Below are 17,999 nucleotides of genomic sequence, written 5' to 3' on the forward strand. Positions count from 1 at the left end.
CCGCCATCGTAGAGCGCGGCCGCACCAGTCGCGAGGCCGTGTGAACAACACGACAGGCTGACCGCCCGTCACGCCTGTGGAGGCACGGACTCCCCCACGGGCGCGGCGCGCGCGATCGGCGTGGGACGGCTGCCCCCGGCGTGTCCGTCCATGCGGCTGGCCGCGGCTGTGCGGACCTCACTCTTGCGGTGGGAGGACAGCCGTTCGGCCACGTCGGGAGGCGTCGCCGGGTTGCCGAGCAGCGCCACCAGCACGGGCACATGTCGGTCCCCTGCCAGGTGCTCGAGCACGGACGGCGCGGCGGCGGGGTTGGCCGCGAGAGCGGTCCTCACCTGCGCAGATCGATCGTGGGCCAGGGTCGCCATCTGTCCGAGGCCCAGGTCGCTGCGCGCGGCGAGCACCTCGCGCACGACGGCATTCCTGCTCTGGACCAGGGCGGCGATCCGGGAGCGCTGCAACGCGGGCGCCGCCGCCTGCTCGACATCGTCTGAAGCGCCTGGCGCATAGTTGAATCCGCGTGCCATCGCAGTGTCCCTCGTGTGGAGCGGACCCGTGCGGTCCGTCGTCGTCACCACGGTAGAGGCCGAATGTTGCCCCTACACGGCCCGCCGGTAACAACCCGGTAACCCGGCGTGCGGTCGATCACACACGGGCACCGCCGAGGGTCAATCCAGCGGTGCGGGTTCGACGCCGTACGGGGCGAGCCCCTCGCGTCCGCCATCCGTGGCGGTGAGCACCCAGATGCCGCGGTCGTGCACGGCGATCGAGTGCTCCCAGTGCGCGCCACGCGAGCCGTCGGCGGAGACCACCGTCCAGTCGTCCTCGAGCACCGTCGACTCGGACGTGCCCTGCACCAGCATGGGCTCGATCGCCACGCACAGTCCTGGCTTCACCCGAGCCAGCCGGCCTCGGGTGCGATAGTTCATGACGTCCGGGGCCTGATGCATCGCCGTGCCGATGCCGTGGCCTACATAGCCCACCAGCGGATGCAACCCGGCGGCCTCGGTGACGTCCTCGATCGCCGCGGCCACCTCATCCAGCCGCGATGCCGTGGCCAGCGCGGCGATGCCGGCCCACAGCGACCGGCGGGTGTGCTCGACCAGGTGCACATCCTGGTCCGAACGGGGGGAGCCGACGATGACGGATATCGCCGAGTCGCCGTGCCAGCCGTCCACGATCGCGCCGCAGTCGATCGACACGACGTCGCCATCGCTGACCACCCGATCACCCGGGATGCCATGGACGACCTCTTCATTGACGGACACGCATGCGGTGGCGGGAAAGCCGTAGTAGCCATAGAAATTCGAGGTGGCGCCCGCATCGGCGATCACGGCCGCGGCCGCGGCCTCGATGTCGCGCGTGGTGGCGCCGGGCACGGCCGCCGCCTTCGCGGCGGCCAGGGTGCGCTCCACGATGACGCCCGCGCGGGCCATCACCCGCATCTGGTCGCGGGTCTTGTACTCGATCCGGTCGCGCACGCGTCAGCGATCGGCGACGGCGGCGATGATCGCCTCCGTCACTGCGTCGATCTCGCTCATTCCGTCGACCTGGACGAGCAGTCCGCGACCGTCGTAGTAGGCAGCGACCGGGGCGGTCTGCTTCGCGTAGACCTCGAGGCGCTTGCGGATCACCGGCTCCGTGTCGTCCGCGCGGCCCTCGATCTCGGCTCGCTTGAGGAGTCGATCGGTGACCTCGTCGCGATCAGCGGTGATCTCGATCGCGACATCCAGCTCGACGCCGAGATCCGACAGCATGGTGTCGAGCTCGACGGCCTGGTCGGGATTGCGCGGGTACCCGTCGAGAAGGAAACCGCCGGCGACGTCGTCCTCGGCCAGCCGATCCCGCACCATCGCGTTGGTGATCTCGTCGGGAACGAGCGCCCCTGCGGACATGTACTCCTGCGCGCGACGTCCGAGCTCGGTCTTGCCCTGCACGTTCGCACGGAAGATGTCGCCCGTCGAGATCGCCGGCACCTGCCAGCGCTCCGCGAGACGCGTGGCCTGGGTGCCCTTGCCCGCTCCGGGCGGGCCGAGGAGGACGGTGCGCATTACTTCAGGAACCCTTCGTAGTGGCGCTGCTCAAGCTGGGACTGGATGCGCTTGACGGTGTCGAGACCCACTCCCACCAGGATCAGGATGGACGCGCCGCCGAACGGGATGGACGTGTCCAGCCCCAGCACGATGAAGGTGATCGTGGGGATCAGCGCGACGGCCGCCAGGTACAGCGAGCCCGCAGCGGTGATGCGGGACAGCACGTAGGCCAGGAAGTCTGCGGTGGGCTGACCCGGCCGGATGCCGGGGATGAAGCCGCCGTACTTCTTCATGTTGTCCGCGACGTCGTTCGGGTTGAACGTGATCGCGGTGTAGAAGTACGCGAAGAAGACGATCAAGAGGATGTAGAGCGCGATGTTGAGCGGAGCCGCCGGGTCCGCCACGTTGTCGCGCAGCCAGATGATCGTGTCGCTCGGGTCGTTGCCCGCGAACTGGCTGATCACTGACGGCAGCATCAGCAGCGAGGACGCGAAGATCACGGGGATGATGCCCGCCATGTTGATCTTGATCGGGATGTAGGTGGACGAGCCGCCCAGCATCCGTCGTCCCACCATGCGCTTGGCGTACTGCACGGGGATGCGGCGCTGCGACTGCTCGACGAACACGACCGCCGCGATCACGATCAGGACGATGATTCCGACGATGATCGAGTTCTGCAGGCCGTTCGACGAGTTCCAGATGGCCGAGCCGACGCCCGGGAACGAGGCCGCGATCGAGGTGAAGATCAGCAGCGACATGCCGTTGCCGACGCCGCGCTCCGTGATGCGCTCGCCGAGCCACATGATGAGCACGGTGCCCGTGGTCATCGTGAGGATCATCATGGCGATCGTGTACCAGGAGTCGTCCGGAATGATCGGCACGGCACAGCCGGGGAAGAACAGGTCGTTGCGCGCCATCGTGATGTACGAGGCGGACTGCAGGACGGCGAAGCCCACGGTGATGTAGCGCGTGTACTGCGTGAGCTTGGCCTGCCCCTCCTGGCCCTCCTTGTTGAGGGCCTCGAAGCGAGGGATCAGCACGCGCAGCAGCTGCACCATGATGGACGCCGTGATGTACGGCATGATGCCGAGCGCGAAGATCGACAGCTGAAGGAGCGCCCCTCCGGAGAAGAGGTTCAGCACCTCGAACGCGGTGTTCGTGGTGGTCTGGCCCGCACACAGCTGGACGTTGGCGTAGTCGATGCCGGGGGTGGGGATTGCCACTCCCAGGCGGTAGATCGCGAGGATGCCCAGCGTGAAGAGCAGCTTCTTCCGCAGATCGGGCGTACGGAACGCACTCAGGAAGCCACTCAGCATTGATGTTCCTCCACTTATGCGCCGACGAATCGGCGACGAACGGGTACGGCGGCGGGCAGCCGGAGCGGGCCGCACATCACGCGCGGCCCGCCCACGACTCTAGCTCTCGTTGACCGAGCCGCCTGCACCCTCGATCTTGGTCTTCGCGGACTGCGAAACCTTGTCCGCGTCCACAATCTCAACCTTGACGGAAATGTCGCCATCGCCCAGCACCTTGACGAGCTGGTTCTTGCGGACGGCTCCCTTGTCGACGAGGTCGGCCTTGGTGACCTTCCCGCCCTTGGGGAACAGCTCCGCGATCTGCGAGACGTTGACGACCTGGTACTCGGTCCTGAACGGGTTCTTGAAGCCGGGCAGCTTCGGGATCCGCATGTGGATCGGCGTCTGACCGCCCTCGAAGCGCTCGGGAACCTGGTAACGGGCGCCCGTGCCCTTGGTGCCTCGACCTGCCGTCTTGCCCTTGCGTCCACCCTCACCGCGTCCGACGCGGATCTTGCGGGCGTGGGAGCCCTCAGCGGGACGGAGGTGGTGCATCTTCAGCGTGGTCACCTTCGGCGCCGAGTCGGTGGACTCGGCGTCGTTCGCGGCGGCCTTCTTGGCCGCAGGCTTGTTCGCAGCGGTCGTCGAGGACGACGACTTCGCGGCGGGAGCCTTCTTCGCGGCCGATGCGGTACCGGAGCTTGCCGAGGCAGCCTCCGACTTCGCGGCGGGCTTCTTCGCAGGAGCCTTCTTGGCAGCAGGCTTCTTGGCAGCCGTCGTCGAGGACGACTTGGCGGCAGGAGCCTTCTTCGCCGCCGGCTTCTTGGCAGGCGTCTCGGCCTTGTCGGCCGCAGCCTTCTTCTCGTCAGCCATCATTCCACCTCCTCGACGGTAACCAGGTGGTCGACCGCCTTGACCATCCCGCGAATCTCGGGACGGTCCTCCTTCATGACGATGTCGCCGATGCGCTTGAGCCCCAGCGAGCGCAGCGTCTCGCGGTGCTGCGGCTTGGTGCCGATCGTCGACTTCTTCTGCTGGACCTTGAGGCGAGCCATCACTTCACCCCCGCTGCCTGCGCGCGGAGCATCGCGGCCGGGGCCACGTCCTCCACGGACATGCCGCGACGAGCGGCCACAGCCTCGGGCAGTTCGAGCTCCTTGAGCGCGGCGACCGTGGCGTGCACGATGTTGATCGCGTTCGAGGACCCGAGCGACTTCGACAGGATGTCGTGGACGCCGGCGCACTCGAGGACGGCGCGCACGGGTCCACCCGCGATCACACCGGTTCCCGGAGCGGCAGGACGCAGGAACACCACGCCCGCTGCGGCCTCACCCTGCACGACGTGCGGGATGGTGCCCTGGATGCGGGGGACGCGGAAGAAGTTGCGCTTCGCCTCCTCGACACCCTTCGAGATCGCGGCGGGGACCTCCTTGGCCTTGCCGTAGCCCACGCCCACGTTGCCCTCGCCATCGCCCACGACGACCAGCGCCGTGAAGCCGAAGCGACGGCCGCCCTTGACGACCTTGGACACGCGGTTGATGGTCACCACGCGCTCGATGAACTTGTTATCAGGCTCGTTGCCGCGGCGATTGTCGCGGCGGTTGTTGTCAGCCATACGAATTCCTTATCTGTGTCCCGGCCTACAGGGCCAGGCCACCCTCTCGGGCGCCCTGGGCGACCGCAGCCACACGACCGTGGTACCTGTTGCCACCGCGGTCGAACACCACGGTGTCGACGCCGGCAGCCTTCGCGCGCTCTGCTACGAGCTCGCCGATCTTGGTCGCCTTCGCGGTCTTGTCGCCGTCCAATGCTCGGATGTCGGCCTCGAGGGTCGACGCCGATGCGAGGGTCTTGCCCACCGTGTCGTCCACGATCTGCGCGACCATGTGGCGGGATGAACGGGTCACGACCAGGCGCGGACGCGCGGTCGTGCCCGAGATCTTCTTGCGCAGGCGGAAGTGACGGCGCTTGCGCTGGACCGTCTTCCCCTTGCCTTTGATTGAGATAGCCATGGCTTACTTACCCGTCTTTCCTGCCTTGCGGCGCACCTGCTCGCCCGCGTAACGAACGCCCTTGCCCTTGTAGGGCTCCGGCGGCCGCACCTTGCGGATGTTCGCGGCGGTCTCGCCGACCTGCTGCTTGTCGATGCCCGCGACCGCGAACTTGGTCGGACCCTCGACGGAGAACGTGATGCCCTCCGGCGGAGCGATGACGACCGGGTGAGAGAACCCGAGCGCGAACTCGAGGTTGTCGCCCTTGAGAGCGACGCGGTAACCCGTGCCGACGATCTCGAGCTTCTTCTCGTAGCCGTTGGTGACGCCCTCGACCATGTTGGCGATGAGGGTGCGGGTGAGCCCGTGGAGGGACTTGGCGACGCGCTCGTCGTTCGGGCGCTTCACCTCGATACCCTCATCACCCTTCGAGACGGTGATGGGCTCGGCGACACTGAGCGCCAGGGTGCCCTTGGGGCCCTTGACGCTGACGTGCGCGCCGTCGATGGTGACGTCCACTCCGGTAGGAACCGGAACGGGGTACTTGCCGATACGTGACATTGTCTCGCTCCTTTCCTTACCAGACGAACGCGACGACCTCGCCGCCGACGCCCTTCTTCTCAGCCTCGCGGTCGGTGAGCAGACCGGAGGAGGTGGACAGAATCGCCACGCCAAGACCGCCGAGAACCTTCGGCAGGTTGGTGGACTTCGCGTAGACGCGGAGGCCGGGCTTGGACACGCGGCGCACCCCCGCGAGCGAACGCTCACGGTTGGGGCCGTACTTCAGGGTCAGCGTGAGCGTCTTGCCCACTTCGGCCTCGGTGGTCTCCGAGCCAGAGATGTACCCCTGGGCCTCCAGGATCGTGGCGATGTTCGCCTTGAGCTTGGAGTGCGGCATAGACACGGTCTCGTGGTACGCCGAATTCGCATTGCGCAGACGCGTCAGCATGTCTGCGATGGGATCAGTCATCGTCATGAGTTGTGAACTCTTCCTCGCCGTGGTTTCCCCAATGGGGGGACCTGCGGCGTCGTGGATTTACCAGCTGCTCTTGGTGATGCCGGGAAGCTCACCTGCGTGAGCCATCTCCCGGAAGCACACGCGGCAGAGGCCGAACTTGCGGTACACCGAGTGCGGACGTCCGCACTTCTGGCACCGGGTGTAGGCGCGCACAGCAAACTTCTGCTTGCCGGCCGCCTTGTTCTTGAGCGCAGTCTTGGCCATGTCCTACTTCTCCTTGAAAGGGAAGCCCAGCTGCTTGAGCAGCGAGCGGCCCTCGTCGTCGGCAGACGCGGTCGTGACGATGGTGATGTCCATGCCGCGCACGCGGTCGATCCGGTCCTGGTCGATCTCGTGGAACATCGACTGCTCGTTCAGTCCGAACGTGTAGTTGCCGTTCCCATCGAACTGCTGGGGGCTCAGGCCGCGGAAGTCACGGATGCGCGGCAGCGCAAGCGACAGCAGACGGTCGAGGAACTCCCACATGCGGTCGCCGCGCAGCGTCACGTGCGCGCCGATCGGCTGGCCCTCGCGAAGCTTGAACTGCGCGATGGACTTGCGGGCCTTCGTGACCTGGGGCTTTTGCCCCGTGATGGCCGTCAGGTCCGAGATCGCGCCCTCGATGAGCTTCGAGTCCTTGGCCGCGTCGCCCACACCCATGTTCACGACAATCTTGGTGAGACCGGCGACCTGGTTGATGTTCTCGTGGCCGAACTCCTCCTGGAGCTTGGCGATGATCTCGCTGCGGTACTTCTCCTTGAGCCGCGGCTGAGCCGTTGCGGTGCTCATTCGACGTCCTTACCCGAGCGCTTGGCGACGCGCACACGCTTGATGCGAGTGCGGCCGTCCCGCTCGACCTCCTCCGTGCGGTAGCCCACACGGGTGCCCTTCTTGGTCTCCGGGTCCACGAGCATGACGTTCGAGATGTGCAGAGCAGCCTCGGTCGTCACGATGCCGCCGGACTGATTGTCACGGCTGGTACCCGGCTTGACGTGCTTGGTGACACGCTGGACGCCCTCGACGATGATCCGATCGTTCTCGGTGTTCACCTCGAGCACGCGGCCCTGCTGGCCGCGGTCGCGCCCGGCGATGACGACCACGAGGTCGCCCTTCCTAATCTTCGCCATCAGATGACCTCCGGTGCGAGCGAGATGATCTTCATGAACTTCTTGTCGCGAAGCTCGCGGCCCACGGGCCCGAAGATGCGCGTGCCGCGGGGCTCCGCGGTCTCGCCCTTCAGGATCACGGCAGCGTTCTCGTCGAACTTGATGTACGAGCCGTCGATGCGGCGGCGCTCCTTCGCGGTGCGGACGATGACCGCCTTGACGACCTCGCCCTTCTTGACATTGCCGCCCGGGATCGCGTCCTTGACAGTGGCGACAATGGTGTCGCCGATGCCGGCGTAGCGGCGCTTGGAGCCCCCGAGCACGCGAATGACAAGGATCTCCTTGGCACCCGTGTTGTCGGCGACTCTGAGCCGCGACTCCTGCTGAATCATGTGTCTCTCCTGTCGTCTGGTTCTCGCTGGGCCTTGCCGAGCGAGCCTGGTCGAACGTTAGTTACTTGGCCTTCTCGACGATTTCGACGAGTCGCCACCGCTTGGAAGCGGACAGCGGCCGGGTCTCCATGACGACGACGAGGTCGCCGATGCCGGCCGTGTTCTCCTCGTCGTGCGCCTTGATGGTGCTGTTGCGGCGCAGAACCTTGCCGTAGAGGGAGTGCTTGACGCGGTCCTCGACCGACACGGTGATCGTCTTGTCCATCTTGTCGCTGACGACGTAGCCGCGACGCGTCTTGCGATACGCGCGGTGCTCGGCCGTGGCCGTCGCGTGCTTCTTGGTCGACATTTCGTCTTTCCTTACTCGGCCGACGCCGAGGGCGCCGTCCGGATGCCGAGCTCGCGCTCGCGCAGGATCGTGTAGATGCGGGCGATGTCTCGCTTGACCGCCTTGAGGCGGCCGTGGTTCTCGAGCTGGCCGGTGGCCGACTGGAAACGCAGGTTGAACAGCTCTTCCTTGGCCTTCTTGAGCTCTTCGGCGAGGCTGTCGTTCTCCATGGCGTCCAGTTCGGTCGGCATGAGGGACTTGGTACCGATAGCCATCAGATGTCACCACCCTCACGGGTCACGAAACGGGTCTTCATGGGCAGCTTGTGCTGGGCGCGACGCAGCGCCTCGCGAGCGAGGCTCTCGTCGACGCCGGCAAGCTCGAACAGAATGCGTCCGGGCTTGACGTTGGCGACCCACCACTCGGGTGAGCCCTTACCGGAGCCCATGCGGACCTCGGCGGGCTTCTTCGTCAGCGGGCGGTCCGGGTAGATGTTGATCCACACCTTTCCACCACGCTTGATGTGACGGGTCATCGCGATACGAGCGGCCTCGATCTGACGGTTGGTGACGTAGGCGGGCTCGAGAGCCTGGATGCCATAGTCGCCGAACGAGACCTCGGTGCCGCCCTTGGCAGCGCCCGAGCGTCCCGGGTGGTGCTGCTTGCGGTGCTTGACGCGACGCGGAATAAGCATGTCTTAGCCTTCCTTCCCTGCGTCGGCCTTGGGGGCCTCGGCAGCGGCAGGCGCATCGGCCTTGGGGGCCTCAGCGGACTGACGGGGGGGACCGTCACGACGGGGTCCGCGAGCGTCGCGGCCACGGCCGCGCTGCGGACGGGGAGCCTTCGCCTGCTCGGCGGCCCACTCCTTCTCCGTCATGTCGCCCTTGTAGATCCACACCTTCACGCCGATCTGGCCGAACGTGGTGCGGGCCTCGAAGAAGCCGTAGTCGATGTTCGCGCGAAGGGTGTGCAGCGGCACGCGGCCCTCGCGGTAGAACTCGGAACGCGACATCTCGGCGCCACCGAGCCGGCCCGAGCACTGCACACGGATGCCCTTGGCACCGGCGCGCAGCGAGGACTGGATGCCCTTGCGCATGGCACGGCGGAAGGCGACTCGCGAGGTGAGCTGCTCGGCGATGCCCTGCGCGACCAGCTGGGCGTCCATCTCGGCGTTCTTCACCTCGAGGATGTTCAGCTGGACCTGCTTGCCCGTGAGCTTCTCGAGGTTGCCGCGAAGCTTGTCGGCCTCCGCGCCACGACGACCGATCACGATGCCGGGACGCGCGGTGTGAAGGTCCACCCGCACGCGCTCGCGAGTGCGCTCGATCTCAACCTTGGACACGCCTGCGCGCTCGAGTCCCTTGGACATGAGCTTGCGGATCTTCACGTCCTCGTCCACGTAGTCGCGGTAGCGCTCGCCGGCCTTGGTCGAGTCGGCGAACCAGCGCGAGCGGTGGTCGGTGGTGATTCCCAGGCGGTAGCCGTGAGGATTGATCTTCTGACCCATTACTTGGCCCCTTCCTTCACGGCACCCGTACGGGTGGCCACGGTCACGGACATGTGGCTCGTGCGCTTGAGAATGCGGTTGGCGCGCCCCTGGGCACGCGGCCGAATGCGCTTCATCGTCGGGCCCTCGTCGACCGTGATCGAGGTGATCACGAGTTCGGACTCGTCGAAGCGCTCGCCTGCGGCCTCAGCCTTGACGCGTGCGTTGGCAACGGCCGAGGCAACGAGCTTGCGCACGTCCTCCGCGGCCGCCTGCGGCTGGAACCGCAGCGTGGAGATCGCCTCGACGGCGTTCTTGCCACGGACCAGGTCCACGACACGGCGAGCCTTCTGGGCGGTCACGCGAACGTATCGCGTCTGCGCCTTGGCTTCCATCTTCAACTCCTCTTACCTTCGCTCGGGCCGCGTTAGCGGCGGCCCTTGCGGTCGTCCTTCACGTGGCCCCTGAACGTGCGCGTCGGGGCGAACTCGCCGAGCTTGTGCCCGACCATCGCCTCAGTCACGAACACGGGAACGTGCTTGCGACCGTCGTGCACTGCAAAGGTGTGTCCCAGGAAATCCGGGGTGATCACGCTACGGCGCGACCAAGTCTTGATGACGTTCTTCGTTCCCGCATCGTTCTGGGCGTCCACCTTCTTCTGCAGGTGGTCGTCGACGAAGGGGCCCTTCTTCAGACTGCGTGGCATAAGTCAGGCTCCTTAACGCTTGTTCTTGCCAGTACGACGGCGGCGGACGATGAGCTTCTCGGACTCCTTGCCCGGAGTGCGCGTGCGCCCCTCGGGCTTGCCCCAAGGCGAGACCGGGTGGCGACCACCGGAGGTCTTGCCCTCACCGCCACCATGCGGGTGGTCGACCGGGTTCATGACGACGCCACGGACGGTCGGGCGCTTGCCCTTCCAGCGGTTGCGTCCTGCCTTGCCCCAGTTGATGTTGGACTGCTCGGCGTTGCCCACCTCGCCGACGGTCGCGCGGCAGCGCGAGTCGACGTTGCGGATCTCGCCGGAGGGCATGCGCAGCTGCGCGAAGCGACCCTCCCTGGCGACGAGCTGCACGGAGGCGCCCGCCGAGCGAGCGATCTTCGCGCCGCCACCCGGCTTGAGCTCGATCGCGTGCACGACCGTACCCACCGGGATGTTGCGCAGCGGCAGGTTGTTGCCGGGCTTGATGTCAGCCTCGGCGCCTGCCTCCACGGCCGCACCCTGCGTCAGACGGTCAGGCGCGATGATGTAGCGCTTCTCGCCGTCCGCGTAGTGCAGCAGCGCGATGCGCGCCGTGCGGTTCGGGTCGTACTCGATGTGCGCCACGGTGGCGGGCACGCCGTCCTTGTCGTGACGACGGAAGTCGATCACGCGGTAGGCGCGCTTGTGGCCGCCACCCTGGTGACGGGTGGTGATGCGACCGGTGTTGTTCCGGCCACCCTTCTTGTGCAGCGGACGCGTCAGCGACTTCTCCGGCTGCGAACGGGTGACCTCGGCGAAGTCGGCGACTGACGAGCCACGGCGGCCCGGCGTCGTCGGCTTGTGCTTGCGAATAGCCATGTCGTTTCCTGTTCCTTGCCTAGCCCACGTGGCCGGAGAAGACGTCGAGTGCGTCGCCCTCGCCCACGGTGACGATCGCGCGCTTGACATCCTTGCGCTTGCCCATGCCGAAGCGGGTGCGGCGCGTCTTGCCCTTGCGGTTGATGGTGTTGACGGAGACGACCTTCACGCCGAAGATCTGCTGGACCGCGATCTTGATCTCGGTCTTGTTGGCGCGAGGGTCGACCTCGAAGGTGTACTTGCCCGCATCCATGAGCGCGTAGCTCTTCTCCGACACGATGGGCCGGATCAGGATGTCACGGGGGTTCTTGTTGAGCGTAGTCACGTCAGTTCTCCTTACGCCTCGGACTCGGTGGCGACCGCGGTCGCCGACTTGCCCTTGGCCGGGCCCGCGAGGAACGCCTCGAGGGAACCCGACGTGAAGACGAGGTCGTCGCTCACGAGCACGTCGTAGGTGTTGAGCTGGTCGACGGCGAGCAGGTGAATGCCAGCCGCATTTCGCAGCGACTTCCAGGACAGCTCGTCCGCCCGCTCCAGCACGACGAGGGCGCTGCGGCCCGACGTCGCGTGGGAGATGGCCGCCAGAGCGGTCTTGGTCGACGGCGCGTCACCGGTCACGACGTTCTTCAGCACGTGAACCCGGCCCGCGCGAGCGCGGTCCGAGAGGGCACCGCGCAGGGCGGCCGCCTTCATCTTCTTGGGCGTGCGCTGCGAGTAGTCGCGCGGCTGGGGGCCGTGCACGATTCCACCACCGGCGAACTGCGGGGCGCGGATCGAGCCCTGACGAGCCCGGCCGGTGCCCTTCTGCTTGTACGGCTTGCGGCCACCGCCCGCGACCTCGCCGCGAGTCTTGGTGGAGTGCGTGCCCTGGCGTGCGGCGGCGCGCTGCGCCACCACCACCTGGTGGATCAGGGGGACGTTGGTGACGACGTCGAAAACCTCGGCGGGAAGCTCGGCCGTGCCGGCCTTCTTGCCTGCGGCGTCGACCACGTCGACGGTCTGGGTCTCAGCCATGGTGTCACGCACCCTTCGCTGCGGAGCGGATCAGCACGACGCCGCCCTTGTTGCCGGGGACCGCGCCCTTGAGGAGCAGCAGGCCCTTGTCGGCGTCGATCGAGTGGACGGTGAGGTTCTGAACCGTCTTGCGGTCGTTACCCATGCGGCCGGCCATCTTGAGGCCGCGGAAGACGCGCGAAGGCGTCGATGCTCCACCGATGGAACCAGCCTTGCGGTGGTTGCGGTGTGCACCGTGGGAAGCGCCGACGCCGTGGAAGCCATGACGCTTCATCACACCGGCGGTGCCCTTGCCCTTGGTGGTGCCGGTGACGTCGACCTTCTGGCCAGCCTCGAACACCTCGGCGGTGAGCTCCTGGCCCAGCGAGAAGTCGGCGGCGTCCGCGGTGCGAACCTCGGCCACGTGGCGACGCGGCGTGACGCCGGCAGCCTCGAAGTGGCCCTTGAGGGGATCGGTCACGCGGCGAGGGTCAACGGTGCCGAAAGCGAGCTGGACGGCCTCGTAGCCGTCGCGTGCCGCGCTACGCACCTGGGTCACGACGTTGGTGTCTACCTGGACGACGGTCACGGGCACGATACGGCCCTCGTCGTCCCACACCTGCGTCATGCCCAGCTTCGTACCAAGCAGCGCACGCGTGGTGCGCTGGGCATTGGAAGTCGTGGGGGTCATGATGCTTATGTCCTTAACGGTTGCTTAAAGCTTGATCTCGATGTTGACGTCCGCAGGGAGGTCGAGTCGCATGAGCGAGTCGACCGCCTTGGGCGTCGGGTCCACGATGTCGATGAGGCGCTTGTGGGTGCGCATCTCGAAGTGCTCGCGGGAGTCCTTGTACTTGTGAGGAGAACGGATCACACAGAACACGTTCTTCTCCGTCGGGAGCGGCACGGGGCCGACTACCGAGGCGCCGGCGCGCGTGACCGTCTCGACGATCTTTCGCGCCGAGGAGTCGATGACCTCGTGGTCATAGCTCTTCAGCCGAATGCGGATCTTCTGTCCCGCCATCGCGTGGTTCTGCCTTATCTCTCGTACGTCTGTGGTCTCCCACCCTCCGACCCCCGCGCTCGGGCGTGTCGCATATCTGCGACGCACTGGCGCGCTTCTCGATCTCTCGAGTCGTCGTGGGTGAGTGTGCGGTCGCCCGCAATGGGCAACCTGAATAGTGTGCCAGATTTCGGCCGTCAAAGCCAACCGGGACGAACCGTCCCGGTCTGCGAGGCGGAAAAGCCCGCCCGCGCATCGGCCCCACCGCGCGGATGCGGGGCCTGGCGACGTGTGCCAGGCCCCGCATCCAGGCCGTGTGTATGAACTACTTGGTGATCTTGGTGACGGTGCCTGAGCCCACCGTGCGGCCGCCCTCGCGGATCGCGAAGCCCTGACCCTCCTCGAGGGCGATCGGCTGAATCAGCTCGACCGACATCTCGGTGGTGTCGCCGGGCATCACCATGTCGGTGCCCTCGGGCAGCGTGATGACGCCGGTCACATCCGTGGTGCGGATGTAGAACTGCGGGCGGTAGTTCGTGTAGAAGGGGTTGTGGCGGCCACCCTCATCCTTGTTGAGGATGTAGACCTTGCCCTCGAAGTTGGTGTGCGGCGTGGTGGTGCCGGGAGCAACCACGACCTGGCCGCGCTCGACGTCCTCACGCTTGGTGCCACGCAGCAGCAGACCGCAGTTCTCGCCGGCCCACGCCTCGTCCATCTGCTTGTGGAACATCTCGATACCCGTGACCGTGGTCTTCTGCGGGTCGCGGATGCCGAGGATCTCGACGTCCGAGTTGATCTTCAGCTTGCCGCGCTCGACCTTGCCGGTCACGACGGTGCCGCGGCCGGTGATCGTGAAGACGTCCTCGACGGGCATCAGGAACGGCTTGTCCATGTCGCGCTCGGGCTCGGGGACGTTCTCGTCCACGGCCTCCATGAGCTCGGCGACGGACTTCGCCCACTTCTCGTCGCCCTCGAGCGCCTTGAGCGCCGAGACCTTGATGACGGGAGCGTTGTCGCCGTCGAAGCCCTGCGAGGACAGCAGTTCGCGGACCTCCATCTCGACGAGGTCAAGGATCTCCTCGTCGTCGACCATGTCGGACTTGTTCAGCGCGACGAGCAGGTAGGGAACGCCGACCTGCTTGGCAAGCAGCACGTGCTCACGCGTCTGTGCCATCGGGCCGTCGGTCGCCGCAACCACCAGGATCGCGCCGTCCATCTGGGCGGCACCGGTGATCATGTTCTTGATGTAGTCGGCGTGACCGGGGGCGTCGACGTGTGCATAGTGACGCGCAGTCGTCTCGTACTCAATGTGCGAGATGTTGATCGTGATGCCGCGCTCGCGCTCCTCAGGGGCCTTGTCGATGTCCTCGAAAGGCGTGAAGGGGTTGAGGTCGGGGTACTGGTCGTGCAGCACCTTCGAGATCGCGGCCGTCAGCGTGGTCTTACCGTGGTCGACGTGACCGATGGTGCCGATGTTGACGTGCGGCTTGTTCCGCTCGAACTTGGCCTTAGCCATGAGGGGTTCCTCCTGATTTTTGAGACTCGGGTAAAGATACTAGTCCGTGTGGCCGGATGACGGCCATTCGGGGCTTCATCACTACTGGTCGTTGTTCTTCACTTACGTTGTCAACCGGTGGGACTACTCGCCCCGGGTCTTCGCGATGATCTCCTCGGCCACTGCCTTGGGGACCTCCGCGTAGCTGTCGAACGACATCGAGTACACCGCGCGGCCCGACGTCTTGGAACGCAGGTCGCCGACGTAGCCGAACATCTCGGACAGGGGCACGAGCGCGTCGATGACCTTGACGCCCGCGGCGTCGCTCATCTGGCGGATCTGGCCGCGGCGCGAGTTGATGTCGCCGATGACCTCGCCCATGTACTCCTCGGGAGTACGGACCTCGACGGCCATGGTCGGCTCGAGAAGGACCGGCTTCGCCAGTCGCGAGGCCTCCTTGAAGGCCATCGAACCCGCGATCTTGAACGCCATCTCGGACGAGTCGACATCGTGGTACTGGCCATCGAGAAGCGTGGCGCGCACGCCCACGACCGGGTACCCGGCCTGGATGCCCAGCTGCATCGCAGCCTGCATGCCGGCGTCCACCGACGGGATGTACTCGCGGGGGACGCGGCCACCGGTCACGGCGTTCTTGAACTCGTACTGGACCTCGGAATCGGCCTCGAGGGGCTCGAGCGAGATCTGCACCTTCGCGAACTGGCCGGAGCCACCCGTCTGCTTCTTGTGGGTGTAGTCGTACTTCTCGACCGTCTTGCGGATGGTCTCGCGGTACGCGACCTGCGGCTTGCCGACGTTGGCGTCGACCTTGAACTCGCGCTTCATGCGGTCCACGAGGATGTCGAGGTGAAGCTCGCCCATGCCGCCGATGACGGTCTGGCCGGTCTCATCGTCCAGACGCACGCGGAAGGTGGGGTCCTCCTCCGCGAGCTTCTGAATCGCGAGGGACAGCTTCTCCTGGTCACCCTTGGTCTTGGGCTCGATCGCCACGTCGATGACGGGCTCCGGGAAGGTCATGGACTCGAGCACGACCTGGTGCTCCGGGTTGCACAGCGTGTCACCCGTCGTCGTGTCCTTGAGGCCGATCACCGCGTAGATGTGACCCGCGTGGATCGTCTCGACCGGGTTCTCCTTGTTGGCGTGCATCTGGAACAGCTTCCCGATGCGCTCCTTCTTGCCCTTGGTCGAGTTCATGATCTGCGCGCCGTTCTCGAGGTGACCCGAGTACACGCGCACGTAGGTGAGGCGACCGAAGAACGGGTGCGAGACGACCTTGAACGCGAGAGCCGCGAACGGCTCCGTCGCGTCCGCGTGACGCTCGACGATGATCTCGGGGTCCTTGACGTCGTGGCCCTGGATGGCGGGGACGTCGAAGGGGGCCGGCAGGTAGTCGATGACCGCGTCGAGCATGGGCTGCACGCCGCGGTTCTTGAACGCAGAGCCGCACAGCACCGGGTAGACCTCGGACGCGATGGTGAGCTTGCGGATCGCCGCCTTGATCTCGGGGATCGTCAGCTCCTCGCCGCCGAGGTACTTCTCGATGAGCTCCTCGTCGGACTCGGCGACCGCCTCGAGCAGGGCCGCGCGGTACTCCTCGGCCTTGTCCTTGAGGTCGGCCGGGATCTCGGTGGTCTCATAGGTCGCACCCATGGTCACGTCGCCCTTGGCGTCGCCGGGCCACACCTTGGCGTTCATCTCGACCAGGTCGACGATGCCGACGAAGTCGTTCTCGGCGCCGATGGGCAGCTGGAGGACCAGCGGCTTGGCGCCGAGGCGCTTGATGATGGTGTCGACCGTGAAGTAGAAGTCCGCGCCGAGCTTGTCCATCTTGTTGACGAAGCAGATGCGGGGCACGTCGTACTTGTCGGCCTGACGCCACACGGTCTCCGACTGGGGCTCCACGCCCTCCTTGCCGTCGAACACCGCGACCGCGCCGTCGAGGACGCGCAGCGAGCGCTCGACCTCGACGGTGAAGTCCACGTGACCGGGGGTGTCGATGATGTTGATCTGGTTGTCGTCCCAGAAGCACGTGACCGCGGCGGAGGTGATGGTGATGCCGCGCTCCTGCTCCTGCTCCATCCAGTCAGTCGTCGAGGCGCCGTCGTGGGTCTCACCGATCTTGTAGTTGACACCCGTGTAGAACAGGATGCGCTCGGTGGTGGTGGTCTTGCCGGCATCGATGTGAGCCATGATGCCAATGTTGCGGACCTTGGTCAGGTCCGTCAGCACGTCCTGTGCCACGTGGTTCTCCTAGAGTCTTGGGATCCCGTCGAACGAGGCAGCGACTACCAGCGGTAGTGCGCGAACGCCTTGTTCGACTCGGCCATCTTGTGCATGTCCTCGCGACGCTTCACCGCGGCGCCAAGGCCGTTCGATGCGTCGAGGATCTCGTTCATGAGGCGCTCCGTCATGGTCTTCTCGCGACGTGCGCGCGAGAAGTCCACCAGCCAGCGCAGGGCGAGCGTGGTCGAGCGGACCGGACGCACGTCGACGGGAACCTGGTAGGTGGCGCCGCCGACGCGGCGGCTGCGCACCTCGAGCGCCGGGCGGATGTTCTCCAGTGCGCGCTTGAGGACGACCACCGGGTCCTGGCCCGACTTCTCGCCGACGCCCGCGAGGGCGCCGTAGACGATCGCCTCGGCGGTCGACTTCTTGCCGTCGAGCAGCACCTTGTTGATGAGCTGGGTGACGACGGTCGCGCCGTGCACCGGGTCGTTGATGATGGGCCGCTTGGGGGCCGGTCCCTTACGAGGCATTACTTCTTCTCCCTCTTCGCGCCGTAACGGCTGCGAGCCTGCTGACGGCCCTTCACGCCCTGCGTGTCGAGCGAGCCGCGGACGATCTTGTAGCGGACACCCGGCAGGTCCTTCACACGACCGCCACGCACGAGCACGATCGAGTGCTCCTGCAGGTTGTGGCCCTCGCCGGGGATGTACGCGGTGACCTCGATGCCCGTGGACAGGCGCACGCGGGCGACCTTCCGCAGTGCCGAGTTCGGCTTCTTGGGCGTCGTTGTGTAGACACGGGTGCACACGCCGCGCCGCTGGGGGCTCGACTTGAGCGCCGGCGTCTTGGTCTTGCTGGCCTTGGGGTGCCGGCCTTTCCTGACCAGCTGCTGAATCGTAGGCACTACATCTCCGTTTGATCGTGTGTTGCTGAAACCTGCGGGGTCCGACCCCCGCGCCCGGGCGTGTCGCACCATTTGGTGAAAACGCCCCTATAGGGCGCGCGTGAGGGCCCGACGGCGCGGGCACGAGTATCAACGATACCCGTGACCCGCGACGTCGTCAAAGCGGGGCAGGCGCGC

At 66.3% G+C, this 17,999-nt stretch carries 29 protein-coding genes; all 29 read right to left on the reverse strand.

Going from position 1 to position 17,999, the window contains the following annotated elements; translation table 11 throughout:
* Positions 1 to 68: 68 nt before the first annotated feature.
* The gene (locus ACNI14_RS05915; RefSeq protein WP_420519035.1) at positions 69 to 524 is read right to left on the reverse strand and encodes a variant leucine-rich repeat-containing protein; all 456 of its coding nucleotides are present in this window, start codon (positions 522 to 524) and stop codon (positions 69 to 71) included.
* Positions 525 to 665: 141 nt separating this feature from the next.
* Entirely contained in the window at positions 666 to 1,478 is an 813-nt protein-coding gene (map, locus tag ACNI14_RS05920; protein ID WP_420519036.1) for a type I methionyl aminopeptidase, read from the reverse strand.
* A gap of 3 nt (positions 1,479 to 1,481) precedes the next feature.
* The gene (locus ACNI14_RS05925; protein WP_420519037.1) at positions 1,482 to 2,048 is read right to left on the reverse strand and encodes an adenylate kinase; all 567 of its coding nucleotides are present in this window, start codon (positions 2,046 to 2,048) and stop codon (positions 1,482 to 1,484) included.
* Positions 2,048 to 3,346, reverse strand: coding sequence for a preprotein translocase subunit SecY (gene secY, locus ACNI14_RS05930; RefSeq protein WP_420519038.1), 1,299 nt, complete (start codon positions 3,344 to 3,346; stop codon positions 2,048 to 2,050). The genes ACNI14_RS05925 and secY overlap by 1 nt, the downstream gene beginning before the upstream one ends.
* A gap of 99 nt (positions 3,347 to 3,445) precedes the next feature.
* Positions 3,446 to 4,198, reverse strand: coding sequence for a 50S ribosomal protein L15 (gene rplO / locus ACNI14_RS05935; RefSeq protein ID WP_420519039.1), 753 nt, complete (start codon positions 4,196 to 4,198; stop codon positions 3,446 to 3,448).
* Positions 4,198 to 4,380 carry a 50S ribosomal protein L30 gene (gene rpmD, locus ACNI14_RS05940; RefSeq protein ID WP_420519040.1) on the reverse strand — a complete coding sequence of 61 codons (183 nt, stop codon included), beginning with the start codon at positions 4,378 to 4,380 and terminating at the stop codon, positions 4,198 to 4,200. The genes rplO and rpmD overlap by 1 nt, the downstream gene beginning before the upstream one ends.
* Positions 4,380 to 4,940 (reverse strand): 30S ribosomal protein S5, encoded by a 561-nt coding sequence (gene rpsE, locus ACNI14_RS05945; protein ID WP_420519041.1) that lies wholly within the window; start codon positions 4,938 to 4,940, stop codon positions 4,380 to 4,382. Before rpsE ends, rpmD begins: the two co-directional genes overlap by 1 nt.
* A 25-nt stretch (positions 4,941 to 4,965) precedes the next feature.
* Positions 4,966 to 5,337 carry a 50S ribosomal protein L18 gene (gene rplR / locus ACNI14_RS05950; protein ID WP_420519042.1) on the reverse strand — a complete coding sequence of 124 codons (372 nt, stop codon included), beginning with the start codon at positions 5,335 to 5,337 and terminating at the stop codon, positions 4,966 to 4,968.
* 3 nt (positions 5,338 to 5,340) lie between these two features.
* Positions 5,341 to 5,877, reverse strand: coding sequence for a 50S ribosomal protein L6 (gene rplF, locus ACNI14_RS05955; RefSeq protein ID WP_420519043.1), 537 nt, complete (start codon positions 5,875 to 5,877; stop codon positions 5,341 to 5,343).
* 16 nt (positions 5,878 to 5,893) lie between these two features.
* The gene (gene rpsH / locus ACNI14_RS05960; protein ID WP_420519044.1) at positions 5,894 to 6,292 is read right to left on the reverse strand and encodes a 30S ribosomal protein S8; all 399 of its coding nucleotides are present in this window, start codon (positions 6,290 to 6,292) and stop codon (positions 5,894 to 5,896) included.
* Between the two features lie 60 nt (positions 6,293 to 6,352).
* Complete coding sequence (locus ACNI14_RS05965) at positions 6,353 to 6,538, reverse strand: type Z 30S ribosomal protein S14 (RefSeq protein WP_062069937.1); 186 nt, start codon at positions 6,536 to 6,538, stop codon at positions 6,353 to 6,355.
* Between the two features lie 3 nt (positions 6,539 to 6,541).
* Positions 6,542 to 7,102, reverse strand: coding sequence for a 50S ribosomal protein L5 (gene rplE, locus ACNI14_RS05970; protein ID WP_420519046.1), 561 nt, complete (start codon positions 7,100 to 7,102; stop codon positions 6,542 to 6,544).
* Positions 7,099 to 7,440 (reverse strand): 50S ribosomal protein L24, encoded by a 342-nt coding sequence (rplX, locus tag ACNI14_RS05975; protein WP_420519047.1) that lies wholly within the window; start codon positions 7,438 to 7,440, stop codon positions 7,099 to 7,101. The genes rplE and rplX overlap by 4 nt, the downstream gene beginning before the upstream one ends.
* Positions 7,440 to 7,811 carry a 50S ribosomal protein L14 gene (gene rplN, locus ACNI14_RS05980; protein WP_420519048.1) on the reverse strand — a complete coding sequence of 124 codons (372 nt, stop codon included), beginning with the start codon at positions 7,809 to 7,811 and terminating at the stop codon, positions 7,440 to 7,442. The genes rplX and rplN overlap by 1 nt, the downstream gene beginning before the upstream one ends.
* A gap of 61 nt (positions 7,812 to 7,872) precedes the next feature.
* A complete protein-coding gene (gene rpsQ, locus ACNI14_RS05985; RefSeq protein ID WP_420519049.1) occupies positions 7,873 to 8,160 on the reverse strand; it encodes a 30S ribosomal protein S17 in 288 nt (95 codons plus the stop codon).
* 11 nt (positions 8,161 to 8,171) lie between these two features.
* Positions 8,172 to 8,414, reverse strand: coding sequence for a 50S ribosomal protein L29 (gene rpmC, locus ACNI14_RS05990; RefSeq protein WP_419390593.1), 243 nt, complete (start codon positions 8,412 to 8,414; stop codon positions 8,172 to 8,174).
* A complete protein-coding gene (gene rplP / locus ACNI14_RS05995) occupies positions 8,414 to 8,833 on the reverse strand; it encodes a 50S ribosomal protein L16 (protein WP_419390592.1) in 420 nt (139 codons plus the stop codon). Before rplP ends, rpmC begins: the two co-directional genes overlap by 1 nt.
* Positions 8,834 to 8,836: 3 nt before the next feature.
* Positions 8,837 to 9,646: a 30S ribosomal protein S3 gene (gene rpsC / locus ACNI14_RS06000; RefSeq protein ID WP_420519050.1), complete on the reverse strand. Its 810-nt coding sequence runs from the start codon at positions 9,644 to 9,646 to the stop codon at positions 8,837 to 8,839.
* Positions 9,646 to 10,020 (reverse strand): 50S ribosomal protein L22, encoded by a 375-nt coding sequence (gene rplV, locus ACNI14_RS06005; RefSeq protein ID WP_420519051.1) that lies wholly within the window; start codon positions 10,018 to 10,020, stop codon positions 9,646 to 9,648. Before rplV ends, rpsC begins: the two co-directional genes overlap by 1 nt.
* 32 nt (positions 10,021 to 10,052) lie before the next feature.
* Complete coding sequence (rpsS, locus tag ACNI14_RS06010; RefSeq protein WP_419390589.1) at positions 10,053 to 10,331, reverse strand: 30S ribosomal protein S19; 279 nt, start codon at positions 10,329 to 10,331, stop codon at positions 10,053 to 10,055.
* 12 nt (positions 10,332 to 10,343) lie between these two features.
* The gene (gene rplB / locus ACNI14_RS06015; RefSeq protein ID WP_420519053.1) at positions 10,344 to 11,183 is read right to left on the reverse strand and encodes a 50S ribosomal protein L2; all 840 of its coding nucleotides are present in this window, start codon (positions 11,181 to 11,183) and stop codon (positions 10,344 to 10,346) included.
* Between the two features lie 19 nt (positions 11,184 to 11,202).
* Complete coding sequence (gene rplW / locus ACNI14_RS06020) at positions 11,203 to 11,508, reverse strand: 50S ribosomal protein L23 (protein WP_420519054.1); 306 nt, start codon at positions 11,506 to 11,508, stop codon at positions 11,203 to 11,205.
* An 11-nt stretch (positions 11,509 to 11,519) separates the two neighbouring features.
* Positions 11,520 to 12,197 (reverse strand): 50S ribosomal protein L4, encoded by a 678-nt coding sequence (gene rplD, locus ACNI14_RS06025; RefSeq protein ID WP_420519055.1) that lies wholly within the window; start codon positions 12,195 to 12,197, stop codon positions 11,520 to 11,522.
* Positions 12,198 to 12,201: 4 nt separating this feature from the next.
* The gene (gene rplC, locus ACNI14_RS06030) at positions 12,202 to 12,867 is read right to left on the reverse strand and encodes a 50S ribosomal protein L3 (RefSeq protein ID WP_420519056.1); all 666 of its coding nucleotides are present in this window, start codon (positions 12,865 to 12,867) and stop codon (positions 12,202 to 12,204) included.
* 24 nt (positions 12,868 to 12,891) lie between these two features.
* Positions 12,892 to 13,200 carry a 30S ribosomal protein S10 gene (rpsJ, locus tag ACNI14_RS06035; protein WP_042213186.1) on the reverse strand — a complete coding sequence of 103 codons (309 nt, stop codon included), beginning with the start codon at positions 13,198 to 13,200 and terminating at the stop codon, positions 12,892 to 12,894.
* Between the two features lie 304 nt (positions 13,201 to 13,504).
* Positions 13,505 to 14,695, reverse strand: coding sequence for an elongation factor Tu (tuf, locus tag ACNI14_RS06040; RefSeq protein ID WP_420519057.1), 1,191 nt, complete (start codon positions 14,693 to 14,695; stop codon positions 13,505 to 13,507).
* A 123-nt stretch (positions 14,696 to 14,818) separates the two neighbouring features.
* A complete protein-coding gene (gene fusA / locus ACNI14_RS06045) occupies positions 14,819 to 16,933 on the reverse strand; it encodes an elongation factor G (RefSeq protein WP_420519058.1) in 2,115 nt (704 codons plus the stop codon).
* Positions 16,934 to 16,977: 44 nt separating this feature from the next.
* Positions 16,978 to 17,448: a 30S ribosomal protein S7 gene (gene rpsG, locus ACNI14_RS06050; protein WP_420519059.1), complete on the reverse strand. Its 471-nt coding sequence runs from the start codon at positions 17,446 to 17,448 to the stop codon at positions 16,978 to 16,980.
* Positions 17,448 to 17,822: a 30S ribosomal protein S12 gene (rpsL, locus tag ACNI14_RS06055; RefSeq protein WP_062131472.1), complete on the reverse strand. Its 375-nt coding sequence runs from the start codon at positions 17,820 to 17,822 to the stop codon at positions 17,448 to 17,450. The genes rpsG and rpsL overlap by 1 nt, the downstream gene beginning before the upstream one ends.
* Positions 17,823 to 17,999: the final 177 nt, after the last annotated feature.

This window comes from Demequina pilifera (assembly GCF_048814985.1).
Classification (GTDB): domain Bacteria; phylum Actinomycetota; class Actinomycetes; order Actinomycetales; family Demequinaceae; genus Demequina.